Annotated in this window: 15 protein-coding genes; 9 read left to right on the forward strand and 6 right to left on the reverse strand. The window is 69.3% G+C overall.

Annotated features, from left to right (window positions below; all coding sequences use genetic code 11):
* Positions 1-58 precede the first annotated feature (58 nt).
* From B0293_RS03150 to kstD, 4 genes are all read left to right on the forward strand, one after another.
* A complete protein-coding gene (locus tag B0293_RS03150) occupies positions 59-574 on the forward strand; it encodes a winged helix-turn-helix transcriptional regulator (protein WP_005163932.1) in 516 nt (171 codons plus the stop codon).
* A gap of 49 nt (positions 575-623) precedes the next feature.
* The gene (locus B0293_RS03155) at positions 624-1142 is read left to right on the forward strand and encodes an SRPBCC family protein (RefSeq protein WP_005163930.1); all 519 of its coding nucleotides are present in this window, start codon (positions 624-626) and stop codon (positions 1140-1142) included.
* The gene (locus B0293_RS03160) at positions 1142-2179 is read left to right on the forward strand and encodes an LLM class flavin-dependent oxidoreductase (RefSeq protein ID WP_039919197.1); all 1038 of its coding nucleotides are present in this window, start codon (positions 1142-1144) and stop codon (positions 2177-2179) included. The genes B0293_RS03155 and B0293_RS03160 overlap by 1 nt, the downstream gene beginning before the upstream one ends.
* Positions 2180-2322: 143 nt before the next feature.
* Positions 2323-4083 (forward strand): 3-oxosteroid 1-dehydrogenase, encoded by a 1761-nt coding sequence (gene kstD, locus B0293_RS03165; RefSeq protein ID WP_005163926.1) that lies wholly within the window; start codon positions 2323-2325, stop codon positions 4081-4083.
* A gap of 139 nt (positions 4084-4222) precedes the next feature.
* Here kstD and B0293_RS03170 read toward each other — a convergent pair whose 3' ends face one another.
* Positions 4223-5593: a pentapeptide repeat-containing protein gene (locus tag B0293_RS03170; protein ID WP_005163925.1), complete on the reverse strand. Its 1371-nt coding sequence runs from the start codon at positions 5591-5593 to the stop codon at positions 4223-4225.
* Positions 5594-5655: 62 nt separating this feature from the next.
* Here B0293_RS03170 and B0293_RS03175 point away from each other — a divergent pair, with 62 nt between their 5' ends.
* Positions 5656-6204: a TetR/AcrR family transcriptional regulator gene (locus tag B0293_RS03175; protein ID WP_005163924.1), complete on the forward strand. Its 549-nt coding sequence runs from the start codon at positions 5656-5658 to the stop codon at positions 6202-6204.
* A gap of 52 nt (positions 6205-6256) precedes the next feature.
* On the opposite strand, the gene B0293_RS03180 is transcribed toward B0293_RS03175, so the two are convergent.
* Entirely contained in the window at positions 6257-7819 is a 1563-nt protein-coding gene (locus B0293_RS03180; RefSeq protein WP_005163923.1) for an amidase, read from the reverse strand.
* A 357-nt stretch (positions 7820-8176) separates the two neighbouring features.
* Positions 8177-8869, reverse strand: coding sequence for an IclR family transcriptional regulator (locus B0293_RS03185; RefSeq protein ID WP_005163921.1), 693 nt, complete (start codon positions 8867-8869; stop codon positions 8177-8179).
* A gap of 229 nt (positions 8870-9098) precedes the next feature.
* Between B0293_RS03185 and B0293_RS03190 the strand changes: the two genes are divergently transcribed.
* Positions 9099-10505: a serine/threonine-protein kinase gene (locus B0293_RS03190; protein ID WP_005163920.1), complete on the forward strand. Its 1407-nt coding sequence runs from the start codon at positions 9099-9101 to the stop codon at positions 10503-10505.
* On the opposite strand, the gene B0293_RS03195 is transcribed toward B0293_RS03190, so the two are convergent.
* On the reverse strand, positions 10480-11337 hold the full coding sequence (locus B0293_RS03195; RefSeq protein WP_005163918.1) for an LLM class F420-dependent oxidoreductase: 858 nt from the start codon (positions 11335-11337) through the stop codon (positions 10480-10482). The two genes, B0293_RS03190 and B0293_RS03195, sit on opposite strands and share 26 nt — an antisense overlap.
* A gap of 25 nt (positions 11338-11362) precedes the next feature.
* The gene (locus tag B0293_RS03200) at positions 11363-12553 is read right to left on the reverse strand and encodes a cytochrome P450 family protein (RefSeq protein ID WP_005163917.1); all 1191 of its coding nucleotides are present in this window, start codon (positions 12551-12553) and stop codon (positions 11363-11365) included.
* A 107-nt stretch (positions 12554-12660) separates the two neighbouring features.
* Here B0293_RS03200 and B0293_RS03205 point away from each other — a divergent pair, with 107 nt between their 5' ends.
* Complete coding sequence (locus tag B0293_RS03205) at positions 12661-13737, forward strand: TetR/AcrR family transcriptional regulator (RefSeq protein ID WP_005163916.1); 1077 nt, start codon at positions 12661-12663, stop codon at positions 13735-13737.
* Between the two features lie 8 nt (positions 13738-13745).
* On the opposite strand, the gene B0293_RS03210 is transcribed toward B0293_RS03205, so the two are convergent.
* A complete protein-coding gene (locus B0293_RS03210; protein WP_005163915.1) occupies positions 13746-14270 on the reverse strand; it encodes a GNAT family N-acetyltransferase in 525 nt (174 codons plus the stop codon).
* 78 nt (positions 14271-14348) lie between these two features.
* Between B0293_RS03210 and B0293_RS03215 the strand changes: the two genes are divergently transcribed.
* Positions 14349-14717: a winged helix-turn-helix transcriptional regulator gene (locus B0293_RS03215; RefSeq protein WP_005163913.1), complete on the forward strand. Its 369-nt coding sequence runs from the start codon at positions 14349-14351 to the stop codon at positions 14715-14717.
* Between the two features lie 226 nt (positions 14718-14943).
* The gene (locus B0293_RS03220; RefSeq protein ID WP_039919194.1) at positions 14944-15540 is read left to right on the forward strand and encodes a TetR/AcrR family transcriptional regulator; all 597 of its coding nucleotides are present in this window, start codon (positions 14944-14946) and stop codon (positions 15538-15540) included.
* The last annotated feature ends 6 nt before the right edge of the window (positions 15541-15546 follow it).

The raw sequence follows: 15546 nt of genomic DNA on the forward strand, positions 1-15546 counted from the left end.
GCCGTGGAATAGGTGGAGGAATGACCGGATCAATTCCGGCGAGCGTAGGCTCGCAGACATGAAACGGACTTCGTTCGCGCAGTGGCCGTGCTCGATCGCGCGCACCATGGACCTGCTCGGCGACTGGTGGACACCGCTCGTCCTGCGGGAGGCGTTCTACGGCATCCGCCGGTTCGACGAGTTCCAGCAGGAGCTGGGCATCGCGCGGAACACCCTCGCCGACCGGCTGCGCCGCCTCGTCGGGGAAGGGCTGCTGGAAAAGCGCGCCTACCAGGCCGAACCGGTCCGATACGACTACGTACTGACCGAGAAGGGCGCGGATTTCTACGGCGTGCTCGCCGCGATGTCGCGCTGGGGTGACCGATGGCTCGCTGAAGAGGCCGGGCCACCGATCACGCTCCATCACGACATGTGCGGCCACGACACGCACGCGGAGGTCGTCTGCGCGCACTGTGCCGGGCCGCTCACCGCCGAGAACACGCGGGCGCGGCTCGGCGCGGGCTACCCGCCGAAGCTCGCGAACCGGCCCGACGTGGTCCGCCGCTTCGCCGCGCAGGAAGGTTTGACAAGCTAAGTCTATTTACGCAACTATCGAGGTCACGAGCACGGGAGGCGGGACCACGATGGAGTGGACGGGCGCCAAGTACGCCGACAAACCGACGGTCGAGGTCCAGGCCTGGGTCGACGCCGATCCGGAGCGGGTCTGGGCGATCGTCTCCGACGTCCGGCTGATGCCGGAGATGAGCCAGGAACTCCAGGCGGCCGAGTGGTGCGACAGCACCGACGGCGGGGCCGCGGTCGGCAGGCGGTTCGTCGGCCGTAGCAAACACGACGCGCTCGGCGAGTGGGAGACCACGTCGCACGTCGTCGAATGCGACGAGCCGCGGGTCTTCACCTGGGCTGTGCACGATCCCGAGACCCCCACCGCGTTGTGGCGCTTCACGCTGGAGCCCGAGAACGGCGGGACGAAGCTGCGGCAGTGGATGCAGCTGGGGCCCGGGCGGTCGGGTCTGTCGCTGGCCATCGACCAGATGCCGGACAAGGAGGAGAAGATCGTCTTCGTCCGGCTGCGCGAGTTCGAGAAGGCGATGACCGGGACCCTCGCCGCGATCAAGGAGCGGGCCGAGGCGGGCCGCGCGTGATGCGGACGGCGACCACGGTCGAGGCTTCGCGCGGCTGGCGGGAGACGCTGGATTTCGTGCTGGAGGCGGAAAAGCTCGGTCTCGACGACTGCTGGGTCGCCGAGGCCTGGGGGTCGGACGCGCCGTCCGTGCTCGGCTATCTGGCCGCGCGGACCGAGCGCATCCGGCTCGGCTCGGGGATCATCCAGCTCGGCACGCGGACCCCGGTGGCGATCGCGCAGGCCGCGCTGACGCTCTCGGAGCTGTCCGGCGGCCGGTTCGCCCTCGGGCTCGGTGCTTCGGGTCCGCAAGTGATCGAGGGTCTTCACGGCGTTTCGTTCGCCCGGCCGCTGACTCGGATGCGGGAGACGGTCGCGATCATCCGCCGGGCGTTCGCGGGCGAGAAGATCGCGTTCTCCGGCGAGGAGTTCGAGATCCCGCTGCCGGGTGAGAGCAGGCCGATGCGGCTGTCGACGGCGCCGAATCCCGGCATCCCGATCCACCTGGCCACGCTGTCGCCGAAGCTGCTGGAGCTGACCGGCGAGATCGCGGACGGCTGGCTGGGCACCAGTTTCGTCCCGGAGGGGGCGCAGGCGTACTTCTCGCATCTCGACGCCGGCCTCGCGAAGGCGGGCCGGTCGCGGCCGGATCTCGAAGTCTGCCAAGGCGCCGAGGTCGCCTTCGCCCGCGATGAGGACGAGTTGCGCGGGATGGTCGCTGGCCGCAAGGCCGAACTCGCGTTCAGTCTCGGCGGGATGGGTTCGGCGAAGACGAACTTCTACAACAACGCCTACAGCAGGCAGGGCTGGGCCGAGGTCGCGGCGGCGGTGCGGGAGCGCTGGCAGGCGGGCGACCGGGAAGGCGCCGCCGCGCTGGTGACCGACGAGATGGTGCTCGGCACGACGTTGATCGGTACCGAACCGATGGTGGCCGAGCGGCTTCGCGTCTGGCGTGCCGCCGGGGTCGACACGGTCCGGCTGTACCCGGCGGGGGAGTCGGTGGCGGACCGGCTCACCACCCTCGGCCGCGCGCTGGACCTGGTCCGCGCCCAAGGCTGAGGAGTTCGCCCGAATGCCCGCGCCGGTTGAGGTGACCGGCGCAGCGTGCCCCTCCCGGCCTGCTCCAAGCGGGTAGAACTTGTTTCACTTTCACCCTCGCCCGGAGAACATGACCTCGCTCGATCACCACGCGAGGAGGACTCATGGAGCCCGAAAACCGCCTGTCCCGGCGCCAGATCCTGCGCGGCACCGCCGCGGGCGCCGGGATCGCGCTCGCTTCGGGCCTGCCGTTCGCCGGGACGGCTTCGGCAGATGCCGCGGTGATCGGCGAGTACGACGTCGTCGTGGTCGGCGCGGGCGCGGCGGGGATGACCGCCGCGCTGACGGCGGCCCGGCGCGGGCTGAGCTGCGTCGTGCTGGAGAAGGCGGCGAAGTTCGGTGGCTCGGCCGCCCGTTCGGGGGCGGGGATCTGGATTCCGTGCAACCCGGTGCTGGCCGAGGCCGGCGTCCGCGACACCCCGGAACAGGCCGCACGGTACTTGGCCGCCGTGGTCGGCCCGTCGATCCCCGCCTCGCGGCAGCAGGCGTTCCTCGCCAATGGCCCGGCGATGCTGTCGTTCGTGATGGCCAACAGCCCGCTGCGGTTCCGGTGGTTGGAGGGCTACAGCGACTACTACCCGGAACTGCCCGGCGGGATGCCGGACGGCCGCTCGATCGAACCCGATCAGCTCGACGGGAACGTGCTCGGCGCCGAACTGGCCAACCTGAACCCGCCCTATCTCGCCACTCCCGCGGGAATGGTCGTCTTCAGCGCCGACTACAAATGGCTCGCACTGGCCGCGGTCAACCCGAAAGGCACCGCGGTGGCCGCCGCCTGCCTCGCCCGCGGCACCGCCGCCGCGCTCGCCGGGCAGAAACCGCTCACCATGGGGCAGTCGCTGGCCGCCGGGCTGCGGGCCGGGCTCCAGCGCGCCGGTGTCCCGGTGTGGCTGAACACGCCGTTGACCGATCTCGTCATCGAGAACGGGAAGGTCACCGGGGTGACCGTCGCCGCGGGCGTGGTGAAGGCCCGCCGCGGCGTCATCGTCGGCTCCGGCGGTTTCGAGCACAACGCCGCCATGCGGGCGGAATACCAGCGCCAGCCGATCGGTACACAGTGGACGGTCGGCGCCCGGTCGAACACCGGGGACGGGATCCTCGCGGGCAAACGCGCCGGAGCGGCGCTGGACCTGATGGACGACGCCTGGTGGGGACCGGCGATCCCGCTCCCGGGCGAACCGTACTTCTGCCTCGCCGAGCGGACCCTGCCCGGCGGGCTGATGGTGGACGGTGCGGGCAAACGGTTCGTCAACGAAGCGGCGCCGTACAGCGACGTCGTGCACACGATGTACGACCGGAACCCGACGTCGCCGACCATTCCGGCCTGGCTGGTCGTCGACCAGCACTACCGCAACCGGTATCTCTTCCGCGACGTCGCACCGCTGCTGCCGCTTCCCGATGAGTGGTACACGGCGGGCGCGGTCAAGAAGGCGTGGACCGTGGAGGCGCTCGGCACCGCGATCGGCGTTCCGCCGCAGGCGTTGCGCGCCACGGTCAACCGCTTCAACGGTCAGGCACTGTCCGGTGTGGACAGTGACTTCCGCCGGGGTGTCAGCGCCTACGACCACTACTACACCGACCCGTACGTCCTGCCGAACTCGTGCCTCGCCGCGCTCTGGGAACCGCCGTTCTACGCGTTCAAGATCGTCCCGGGCGACCTCGGCACCAAGGGCGGGATGCGCACCGACGCGCGGGCGCGGGTCCTGCGGGCCGACGGCTCCGTCATTCCCGGCCTGTACGCGGCCGGGAACGCCAGCGCGGCGGTGATGGGCCCCAGTTACGCGGGCGCGGGGTCGACGATCGGCCCGGCGATGACCTTCGGGTACGTCGCGGCGAACGACCTGGCCCAGGCGCGGGAGTCGTGAGTGTTTTGGGTCGTTCTAACGACACTTGTCACTCACGACCATCGGGACCGACGCGTCACAGCCGCTTTGATCGGGCGAGGTTGTGAAGGGCCCCTTCGCTACTTTCAGGGTAGGCAAGGAGGCTTTCCTTGCCCTCGATCTATTCGTCTTCGAACGGCTTGTGCGACCGAAGCTGCGGGGGAGTGAAAGGGACGCCGTCCAAGGTCGAGTCGGTGAATCTGATGTCGCCGCTGAACGTCGTGCCGTCGAACGTGGTGAATCCGCTGAACGTCACCTGGTTGAACCAGGCGTCACCCGCGAACGAAGCTTCGGTGAAGTAGGACCGACTGGCGAACGCCACACCTGGCAGGTACGCGTCTTCGAAGAACGTGGCGTCGTTGAAGTTCACTCTGTCGGTGAACACGGCTTTGCTGAAGACCACGCTGCCGGTGAACGTCGTGTCGTTGAACCGTGCTTCGCGAAGGAACGAAGCCGAGCGGAAAGTGGTGGTCCCCTTGAAGGTGGCCGCGTCGAATCTGGCCGATGCTTCGAAGGTCGCCTGGTCGAACCGGACGTTGCCGGTGAACCGTGCTTCCGAGAACCAGGAGTCTCCGGTGAACGTGGCACCGTCGAACCTGGTCTCCCCCTCGAAGTGGATGCCCATGAGCAAGGTGTCACCGCAGAAGCGGGCGTTCGAGAAGCGAGCGTTGTTGAGCCGGCAGTCTCGGAACATGACGTCGATCAGCAGCGCGCCACTGAGGTCCAGGTCGATGTCCGGCCAGAACCGTTTCCCCTCCTGAAAGGTCGGGTCGAGATGGTCGGTCAGGATCCGTTGAGCGGTAGTCCGAACCTCACGTTCTTGGATATCGCTTCGGTACTCGTCGTGGATCTCTTTCTCCGCGCCGGGATCGGGAGGTTTTTCGGGCAGTTCATAGGGCATGCGAAGGTAGGCGCTGATCACATTGACGATGGTTTGCCGCTGCGGGGGATTGTCCTGCGCCAAGCGATCGAGTGCGTACAGCCCGGCGAGCCGGACGGGTGCCTTGTCCGCCCCCAGTTGCTCCACCGCTTTGAGATAGAGGTCGCTGATCCGCCGTTCCGCGGCGTCGTGGCGCGCGTCGTCGTTGGCTTGTTCTCGTAACACCAGGTCATGTCGTTTGGTCAGAAGATCTTGCTCCGCGGTCTGTTGCCGTCGAGCGGCAAGGAGCAACGCGATGGTGCCACCGGCCCCGAGCACGATCGTGCCGACCGTCCGTACGCCTTCAAGCCGGGCTTTGTCCGCGTCGGTTCCTTGACCGTAGAGAGAGAAAAGCACCCAGCAAGCGGCGACGGCGAAGACCAGCAGCAGTCCGGCGCACAGGGTGACGGTGCGATTGGACAGCGTTCGATGTTCCCTGGGAGCAGACCCGGGAGGCCTGGTTCGAGACTTCTCCGGTGAGTGGGAATCATCGGCCATCAGACCATGATCGCAGCGCGTGGCCGATTTCGAATCGGGCGAACACGTGACAGTGATGATCGAGCCTTCGGCCACCGGAGCGCTGCCTCCGCTAAGGTGAGGCGTTCGCGTGGCATCAAGGGCTGGGGGGGTCCGCCATGGTCGTCAAACGTTCCTATCACCACGGGGACCTTCGTCGTGCGCTCGTCATGGCCGCGCGGGAGGTCCTCGTCGAGCGAGGTCCCGAGGGGGTGAGCCTGCGCGGCACGGTCGCGAAGGTCGGCGCGTCCACCGCGGCGCCGTACCGGCATTTCCGCGACAAGGACGCGTTGCTGGTGGCGGTCGCGCTGGAAGGGCACGCCGAGTTGCAGGGGCGCCTGCGCGGATGCGGACCCGGGACGGTGACCGCGCTCGGGCAGTCCTACCTCGGTTTCGCGCTGGAGAATCCCGCGCTGTACCGGTTGATGGTGGGCGCCGGCATCGGCGACCGCGCCGCGTATCCGGAGCTGGGTGACGCGCACCGGGAGACCTTTGCGCTGCTGGCCGACCGGGTGGGGGAGCGGACCGATCCGGACGGGTTCGCCATCACGCTGTGGTGCCTGCTCCACGGGCTGGCCACACTCGCGATCGACGGTCACGTCGAGCGTGACTCCGCCGTCGAGGAGGCCGAGCGCAGCCTCGCGCTCCTGGGCCAGGCTCGTCCGTGAAGGCCTCCTTGAGGGACCCAGAGTCCCTCAAGGAGGCCTTCACGGACCGGGCTCAGCCGATGGACGGGATGAAGGTCGGCAGCCGCCGGACCTTCGTGTCCTGCTCGAAGGCGTAGGCGATGGCCAGCAGCGACGGTTCGCTGAACCGCCCGCCCATGATCGACAGCCCCAGCGGCAGCGGTCCGGCGTACGCCATCGGGACGGTCATGTTGGCGTAGCCCGACACGGCCGCCGGTCCGGACGAGTCGATCAGCAGCGCGCCGTCCCCGACGCCGAGTTGCGTCTTCCACGCGGCGTTGTTGGTCGGCGCCACGATCGCGTCGAGCTTGCTCCCGCGCAGCGTCTCGTCGAGCCCCCGGCGGGCCGCGCTCGTCGCGGCTTCCCGCATCGCGCGGTAGGCCGGATCGTTCAGATCACCGGTGGTCGCCTGCGACCGGTCCCACAGATTCTGCGTCCAGTAAGGCATCTCGACCGCCGCGTGGTCCAGGTTGTACTGGATCAGCCCGGCCAGGTCGGCGGGGTGCTCGCCGCCGGTGGACGCGAGATAGGCGTTCAGGTCGTGCTTGAACTCGGTCCTGATCGCGGGGAACTCGTTCGCCGCGATGACGTCCAGGTAGGGAATGGTGATCTCGACGGTGGTCGCGCCGAGCTTCCGCAGTTTGCCCAGTGCCTGCTCGAACGCCGCCTTCGTCGTGTCGTCCGGGGTGTAGACCTCGCGCCAGACGCCGATCCGCTTGCCGCGCAAGGCGTTGGGGCGCAGGTACTTCGTGTAGTCGTCGAGGGACTGCCGGGCGGCGTCGACGGTGATCGGGTCACGGCGATCGGCGCCGTTGAGGGCCGCGAGCAGGATCGCGGCGTCGACCACGTTGCGCGCCATCGGCCCGGCGGTGTCCTGCTGCTTCGACACCGGGATGATCCCGCTGCGGCTGACCAGCCCGAGGCTCGGCTTGACGCCCACGATGCCGTTGGCGCCGGACGGGCAGCTGATCGAACCGTCCGTTTCGGTCCCGACGGCGACGGTCGCCAGATGCGCCGCGACGGCGACCCCCGGACCGGACGACGAGCCGCACGGGTTGCGGTCGAGGACGTAGGGGTTGGCGGTCTGGCCCGCGAGCGGGCTCCAGCCGTTCGACGAGCTGGTGGACCGGTAGCTCGACCATTCCGAGAGGTTGGCCTTGCCGAGGATGACCGCTCCGGCCTCGCGCAGGTTTTCGACGACGCCGGCGTCCCGGTACGGGCGGGATTTCACCAGCGCCGTCGAGCCCGCCGTAGTCGGCTGCCGGTCCGCGGTGTCGATGTTGTCCTTGAGTAGCACCGGAATGCCGTCCATCGGCCCCTTCGACCGGTGCCGGTGCCGCCTCGCGTCGCTGTCCGCGGCGAGCCGCAGCGCGTCCGGGTTCGTGGTGAGCACCGCGTGCAGCGTCGGATTCAGCTTCCGGATCCGCTGCAGGTAGAAGCTGGTCAGTTCGACCGAGGACAGCCGCCCGGAGCGCATCGCCCGTTGCAGATCAGGGATAGTCGCCCGCTCCAGATCGATACCGGCCACGACGGGACGGCCGGAGAAGTCCGCGGCCTGCGCCGGGACCGCCGTGGCGGCGGAGGCGACGAACATCATGGCGAGTAGAGCGGTCGCACTCCATCTTTTGAGCGAGTGCCTTTTCAGAGAATGTCTTTTCAAGGAATTCCCTCCTTGGTCGAAAGAATTCCTGCACCGTACGTGCGCCGCTTCCGTCGGGAAAACGACGAACGGTGCGAAAAACGGTGAATCAATTCCCGGGCCGTCGGTTGACCGGTAGGCGGCCGGTCACGGAAACGGCCTGATGAGGGCGATCGGGTGCGGTTTCGGCACGCGGAGCTTCCGGACACGGACGCTGGGTGAGACGATTCCGTGGATTCTCGTCGGAAATATTCCGTCCGATTTCGATGATGGGCCGGTCTTGTGGTTGTTCGGGGATTGTTCGGGGTTCGTCGATCATCCGGCCCGTTTCGGCGGTGAATGCTCGGCGAGCGCGGCGCCGAAGGAGCGCGCGGTGCCGGTCAGTCCGGCGACCACCGAAACCGGGTCGCGCCGGGCGGGCAGGACGGCGGCGAGGGCCGCGCCGACCCGGCCGTCCGGCGTCCTGATGCCGACGGCGGCGCAGCCGAGCCCGGCCGTGATGGTCTCCGACTCGGTCGCGTACCCGGCCGCGCGGATCTCCAGCGCGTCGGTGTCCGGTTCCGCCAGCGAGGGGTGATGGGCGGCGAGCAGCCGTCCGGCGGCGGTCCCCGGCGGCAGCGGGGTGCCCGGCCACACGGGGACGTCGTCGGCGGGCAACACCGCCCCGGCGGCGACCAGCGCGCGACCCTCCCGCGGGACCACGAGCACCAGGCTCGTGCGCATCCGCGCCGAAAGCACCGGCAGCCACTCCTTGGCCAGGTCCCGGAGTTCGGGCTGCCAGAACCGGCCGAGCCGGAACACCCGGGAGCCGATCCGGTAGCCGCGTCCCGCCCGCTCGACCGCGCCGAGGTCGGCCAGCTGCTCGAGGAGCCGGTGCACGGTGGTCTTCGGGAGCCCCGTGGACCGTACGAGCTGGGTCAGCCCGGCCTGCCCGCCGTGCTCGTCGAGCGCCTCCAACAACGTGAACGCGCCTTCGAGCACGCCGCGTCCGCCGATGGTTTCCCGCATCGCCGCCCTTTCCCGAAGTCAGGCCACACCGAAGAAGTAAAGTGCGCTTCCGGCCGCCCGGGATACGGACTTTCGGGCAGCCGATGGGGCGGGGTTCCGCTGAACGGTCCGATCACCGACGTGACCGACACCGCGTCGGAAACCACCGTGCCGGGTCCGGTGTCCCGGCGAGTTCCTGGCATGCTGGCAAGGTTCGCGCGAACACCACAGCTCCAGGGGGACGTCGATAATGGAGGAGATCCGCCGCCTCGCCGACCGGTTCGATCTCATCGAGCCCGTCGGCGGTGGCTCGATGGGCACCGTGTGGCGGGCGCGCGACGACAACCTGGAGCGCACGGTCGCGGTCAAGGAACTCCTGCTGCCGCACGGGCAAGGGGAGCAGAAGGCCGACGAGGCCAAGAACCGCGCGCTGCGCGAGGCCAGGATCGCCGCCCGGCTGGTGCATCCGCACGCCATCACCGTCTTCGGGGTGATCGACGAGCAGGACCGCCCGTGGATCATCATGGAGTACCTGCCCTCGAAAAGCCTCGCGGACAAGCTGCGTGACGGGCCGATGGAGGTCGACGACGTCATCCGGCTCGCCATCCAGCTGTGCTCGGCGCTGGCGGCCGCGCACCGGGCGGGCATCGTCCACCGCGACATCAAGCCCGGCAACGTCCTGCTCGGCGACGACGACACCGTCAAGATCACCGACTTCGGGATCTCGCGGGCGATGGGCGACGTCCAGCTCACCGCGACCGGCGAGATCTCCGGGACCCCGGCGTTCCTGGCGCCCGAGGTCGCCCGCGGCGAGGACGCCACCTCCGCTTCCGACGTGTTCTCGCTCGGCGCGACGCTGTACACCGCGCTCGAAGGCGGCACGCCCTACGGCACGGCGGAGAACCCGATCGCGCTGCTGTACCGCGCGTCGAGCGGGGAGATCACCCCGCCGACCAAGTCGGGGATCCTGACGCCGCTGCTGAACCGGCTCCTCGACGTCCGGCCGGACAGCAGGCCGACGATGACCGAGACCGAGCGGGAACTGCGGGCGCTGGCCGCGGGGGAGCCGACGACGCTCGTCGCGGAGGAACCGCCGCCGAAGGCGCGCAAGGGGATGCTGATCGGTGTCATCGCCGTGTTCCTCGTGCTCGCGGCGGCGGCCGCCGCGGCCGTGGTCGTGGTGCTCAACCGCGGTGAGGACACCCCGTCCGGTACGGCTCCGCCGGCGTCGCAGTCGCAGAGCGCCGCCCCGCCGTCGTCGGAGCCGGTGGCCCCGCCGCCTACGCCGTCTTCGGTGCCTTCGTCGTCACCACCACCGCCTTCGACCCCGCCGTCCTCGACGGCGCCTCCGCCTGCCCAGACGCCCGGACAGGCTCTCCAGGCCTACTACACGCTCATCCCGGCCAACCTCCAAGCCGGGTTCGCGGGGCTGTCCGACAACTTCAAGCGCACCAGGAACCAGAGCTTCGAGCGGTACTCGAGCTACTGGAAGGACTACCGCTCGGTGACCGTTTCCAACGTGTCCGAATCCGGCAACACGGTGACGGCGACGCTCACGTACGTCAAGGCCTCCGGTGCGACCACGTCGGGGCGGGAGACCTTCGTCCTGGTCCAGCAGGACGGCCGCTACCTCATCGACTCGCAGAAGGCAGGCTGAGCTTCCCGGCGAGGCGGCCGAGCCAGGCCTCGACCTCGTCGGGCGAGCGGTCCGGAAGGCCGAAGATCGTCTCGGTGACGCCCGCCGCTTCGAGCTTCGCCAGGTTCTCCGGATCCGGGCGGACGCCGAGTGCCGAGATCTCCGGTTCGCCGGCGCGGCCCGCTTCGTGCCAGATTTCGCGCAGCTGCCGGGCCTTGTCCTCGATGTCCGTGTCGCCGGGGGTGGTGAGCCAGCCGTCGGCCGACTTCGCGATCCAGCGGAACGTCTTCTCTGTCCCGCCCGTGCCGACGATCACCGGGATGTGGGCTTGAGCCGGTTTCGGCCACGCCCAGCTCGCGCCGAACGAGACGAACTCGCCCGTGTAGGAGGCTTCGTCGTCCGTCCAGAGCGCGCGCATCGCCTCGATGTACTCGCGCAGGACCGTCCGCCGCTTGTTCCCCGGGACGCCGTGATCGGCCAGCTCGTCGACGTTCCAGCCGAAGCCGACGCCGAGGGTGACCCGCCCGGCCGAGAGGTGATCGAGGCTGGCGATCGTCTTCGCCAGCGTGATCGGGTCGCTCTCGACCGGGAGGGCCACCGCCGTCGCGAGCCGGATCCGCGTGGTCACCGAGGCCGCCGTGGCCAGCGCGACCCACGGGTCGAGCGTGCGCAGGTAGCGGTCGTCGGGCAGCGACGAGTCGCCGGTGCGCGGATGCGGCGCCTCCCGTTTGACCGGGATGTGCGTGTGTTCGGGTACGTGGAAGGTGTCGAAGCCCGCGGCTTCCGCCGCCCGTGCGGCGGCCGCCGGGGTGATGCCCCGGTCACTGGTGAACAGTACGATCCCGTGTTTCACCGATCGCACATTATTAGAACGTGTTTCAGTTTGCAACCGGGGCGTGCAGCCTGACCGGCAGCGCGTTCAAGCGCCAGGTACCCGGGTCCGGGATCCGCAGCAGGCCGTCGGCGAGCGCGAGATCGGGGAACCGGCGCAGCAGGGCGGTGAGCGCGACTTCCGTCTGCACCCTGGCCAGTGAGGCGCCGAGGCAGAAATGCGGTCCGTGGGCGAACGCCAGATGCCAGGCCGGGCCCGCCGCGCGCCGGATGTCGAAGACGTCCGGGTCCCCGAACGCCTTCGGATCCCGGTTCGTCGCGGCGATCGCGACGGTAACAGGTTCTCCTTCCGGGATCGTGACGTCGCCGATCCGGACGTCCGTCGTGGTGAGCCGGGGGACGGTCAGCAGCTGCGGGCTGCACCAGCGCATCAGCTCCTCGACCGCGCCGGGCATGAGGGACGGGTCCTCGCGGAGCTCGGCCAGCTGCTCGGGGTGGGAGAGCAGGACCTCGACGGCGTTGGCGATGAGGTTGCCGGGCACCTGACCGCCGAGGACGAGCTGCCAGACCAGGGAGACCAGTTCGGTTTCGCTGAGCCTGTCGCCGTCTTCGGCCTGGATCTGGAGCAACTGGGAGACGACGTCCTCGGCGGGCTCGAGCTTGCGTTTCGCGATGGCGGCGAGTGAGTTTTCGACGATTTCCGGGACCGCCTTCGCGAGTCCGGGGCCGTCGCCCGCCGCGACCATCGTTCCGTACTCGCGCCAGCGCGGGCGGTCGGCTTCGGCGATGCCGACCAGCGCGCAGATCACGTCGACCGGCAGCGGGCGGGCGAAGGCGGTGACCAGGTCGATCTCGCTTTGCCCGGCGAGGCCGTCGAGCAGGTCTTCCACGAGCCGCTCGATCCCCGGCCGGAGCGCGGCGGCCTTGCGCGGGGTGAACGCGGGGGACACGAGGCGCCGGAGCCGGAGGTGTTCCGGGCCCTCGACCACCTGCATGGACCGCATGTACGGACGGCAGTGCTCGGGGATGTCCATCGGCGGGTAGCTGGCCGGGCTCAGCGCGAAGCGCGGGTCACTCAGCATCTTCCGCGCTTCTTCGTGGCGCAGGACCGCCCACAGCGAGAACCCGGGCGCGACGAGCTTGGCGATCGGGGAGCGCTCGCGGGCCGGGCTGTACGCGGTGAACGGATCGCGCAGGACCTCGGGGTCGGTCAGCTGGATCTCGGGAACTTCGGGCAAGACGGCTCTCCCAGTTCGAATGTTCAGATCAGATGTTCTCATCATCTGAATGGCCAAGGTATCTTGATCCGGGTCCAAGGGCAATCTTGTGAGGTGGCGGGAGACCGATGGTCCGGCTGAGCAGGGCGGAGACACAGGAGCGCAATCGCGCGAAGGTGCTGGCCGCCGCGCGTGACGAGTTCGCGGACCAGGGCTTCCGGGACGCCAAGATCGACGTCATCGCCGAACGGGCGGAGCTCACGCGCGGCGCGGTCTACTCGAATTTCCCCGGGAAGCGCGCGCTGTACCTCGCCGTCCTGGCCGAGCTGGCGGAACGGCCGGCCGGAGCGCCGCACGCCACGCCGGGCAAGACGCTCCAGGACGCGCTGGGCGCGCTGGCCAGGGCGCGGGTCGCGGCGCTTCCCCTGGACGACGAGCAGGCGGGTCTCACCCGCGACCTGATGCCGGAGGTGCTCGCGGACGAGCGGATCCGGCGCCCGTTCGCTCAGCTGGTGAAGCTCAGCGGGCTGCTGCTCGGGCTCGCGCTGGAGCGGCTCGATCCGCCGGATCGCCCAGCGGGGGCGCCGATCCCGCGCCGGATCCGGCTCGCGGAGACCGTGCTGACCACGTTGCACGGCGCCGGCCAGCTGGCGGCCGCCGCGCCGGGGCTCGTCGAGCCGTTCGACGTCGTGAGCGCCTGCGAACGGCTGGCGGGGCTCGCCTTCAACGACTGGTGGGCGCCGCCGGTGATCGTGCCCGCCGCGCAGGCCGCCGACCGGCCCTGGTCACCGCCCGAGGTCGTGGATCTGGTGCGTGCCGAAGCGTTCGTGCCCGCCGACGGCGTGGTCGTCGTACTGGGTACCCATCGGCTGGCCGCCGTGGAGGAGGCCGTCCGGGCGTCCGGTGGTGAGGTCACCGTCGTCGTGGTGACCAGCGAGCCCGACGAACTGGCCCCGTTGACCCGGCTGATCGTCGCGGAGGTCTGTGGCGGTCTGCGGCAGGCCTTCCCCGAGTCGTCGTGGCCGGGTGTCCGGGTGGTGTGCGACGTGACCGGGACGCTGGCGGCCGCCGCCGGGGTGCTGGCGGTCAGCGACGAGACCGAGGCGGCGGTGCGGATCGAGCGAGGCCGGATCGTCGCCACGGCGGACGGCCGCGGCGCCGGGCATGCGGTCTCGATGACCGGTGAGGTGTCCCGAGTGGACTAGACGGGGTTCTAGACGACGTCCGTGTGACGGATCCGGTACACCTGCAGGCGAAGCCCGTAGTACTTCTCGGTTTCCCCGACCCAGACCATTCCGAGCCGTTTCGCGGTCGCGATCGCGCGTTCGTTGGCCGGCCGCGCGACGGCGAAGAGCTCGTCGGTGTCCTGGGTGAACGCCCAGCCGATCAGCGCGCGGGCGGCCTCGGAGGCGTACCCCTCGCCCCAGGCGTCCGGATGCAGCTGCCAGCTGATCTCCAGGTCCTCTTCGTACGGTGGCAGCAGGTGGATGCCCAGCCCGCCGACGACCGCGCCGTCCTCCTTGCGCTGCACCGCCCATCTTCCGCGCGGTGGCACGAGATTGGGCTGCGCCTGCTGCCAGGCTTGCAGTACCGAGCGCATGGCCGCGGCGTCGGTCACCCGGTCCATCGCCGGGGTGAGCCAGCGGGTCACGTCGGCGGTTCCGTAGATCGCCAGCGCGGCTTCGGCGTCGTCCTCGGACCAGTCACGGACGATGAGCCTTTCGGTGGTCAAGTCCATAACAGAACGTTACGCGCGTCAGCGGGGTGTTTGGGTGTCTGGATCATGACAACTCGGCAACCCGCGTACCTTGGCCCCATGCGCGCCGACGCCTTGACGACACCCGAGCAGGCCTGCCCGATCGCCCCGGTGGTCGACCTCGTCTTCAGCCGCTGGACCACGCCGATCCTGTGGACGCTCAACGAGTTCGGCAGGCAGCGGTTCGTCGAACTCGAGCGCCGCATCGGCTCGATCACGCCGAAGGTGCTCACCCAGCGGCTGCGGCAACTGGAACGCGACGGTCTTCTCACGCGGACCTATCACGCCGAGGTACCGCCCCGGGCCGAATACGAGATCAGCGATCTGGGCCGAAGCCTGTCGCCGCTGTTCGCGACCCTCGCGGACTGGTCGGCGGAGAACCTGCCGAAGGTGGAAGTGGCCCGGTCGGCCTACGACTCCGCTTCCTGAAGGCCTGTCTCCTGTTGGGGCAGCGTTGCGAAAGCCACGTTCGCAACCTTCAACGTTGCGAACGTGGCTTTCGCAACGCTCGCTTCTCACGAGGTCGCACCAGGCCGCGTGCGTGTGTCGTCCATCCAGTCACGTTTGTCGTCCGTCGGATCACACGTGCCGACCGAATCGTCGCGTGCCGTTCGCTTATTTGACCGATCGGTACAGATGTGGCTAAGCTTCTCTCGTGTCCAGGGTGAAGGAATTCGACGTCGACGCGGCCTGTGAAGCCGCGCTGGAGCTGTTCTGGCGGCAGGGGTACGAGGCCACTTCGGTCAGTGACCTCGTCGCCGGACTCGGCATCGGCAAGGCGAGTCTCTACGCGACGTTCGGTACCAAGCGCGAGCTGTACTTGACCGTGTTGAACCGCTACATCGCCAGGGGCAACAAGCGGGTCGTCGAAGACTTCGCCGGACCAGGGCCCGCGCTCGCGGGGGTTCGGCGGCTCATCGACCGCTATCTGGCCGAAATCCTCGACGAATCGGGCCGGAAAGGCTGTTTCGTGGTCAACGCGGCCATGGAACTGATGCCGAGCGATCCCGACGTCGCCCGCGTGGTCGAGCGCAGCTGGGACGCGCTCGAACTGGCCCTGCGGATGGCGTTGAGCCGGGCGAAGGCGCAGGGCGAACTCGGCGACGCCGTCGATCCGGAGGAGCTCGCCGGCTTCCTGCTCACCGTCCTCCAGGGGATGCGAGTACTGGGCAAGGGGCCGGATCCCGCGGCGCGGGCCAAGGCGACGGCGAAGCAGGCCATCGCGGTCGTCGAAGCCGCTCGCAAACACTGATAATAG

It is taken from the genome of Amycolatopsis azurea DSM 43854, from assembly GCF_001995215.1.
In the GTDB taxonomy this organism is placed as follows: domain Bacteria; phylum Actinomycetota; class Actinomycetes; order Mycobacteriales; family Pseudonocardiaceae; genus Amycolatopsis; species Amycolatopsis azurea.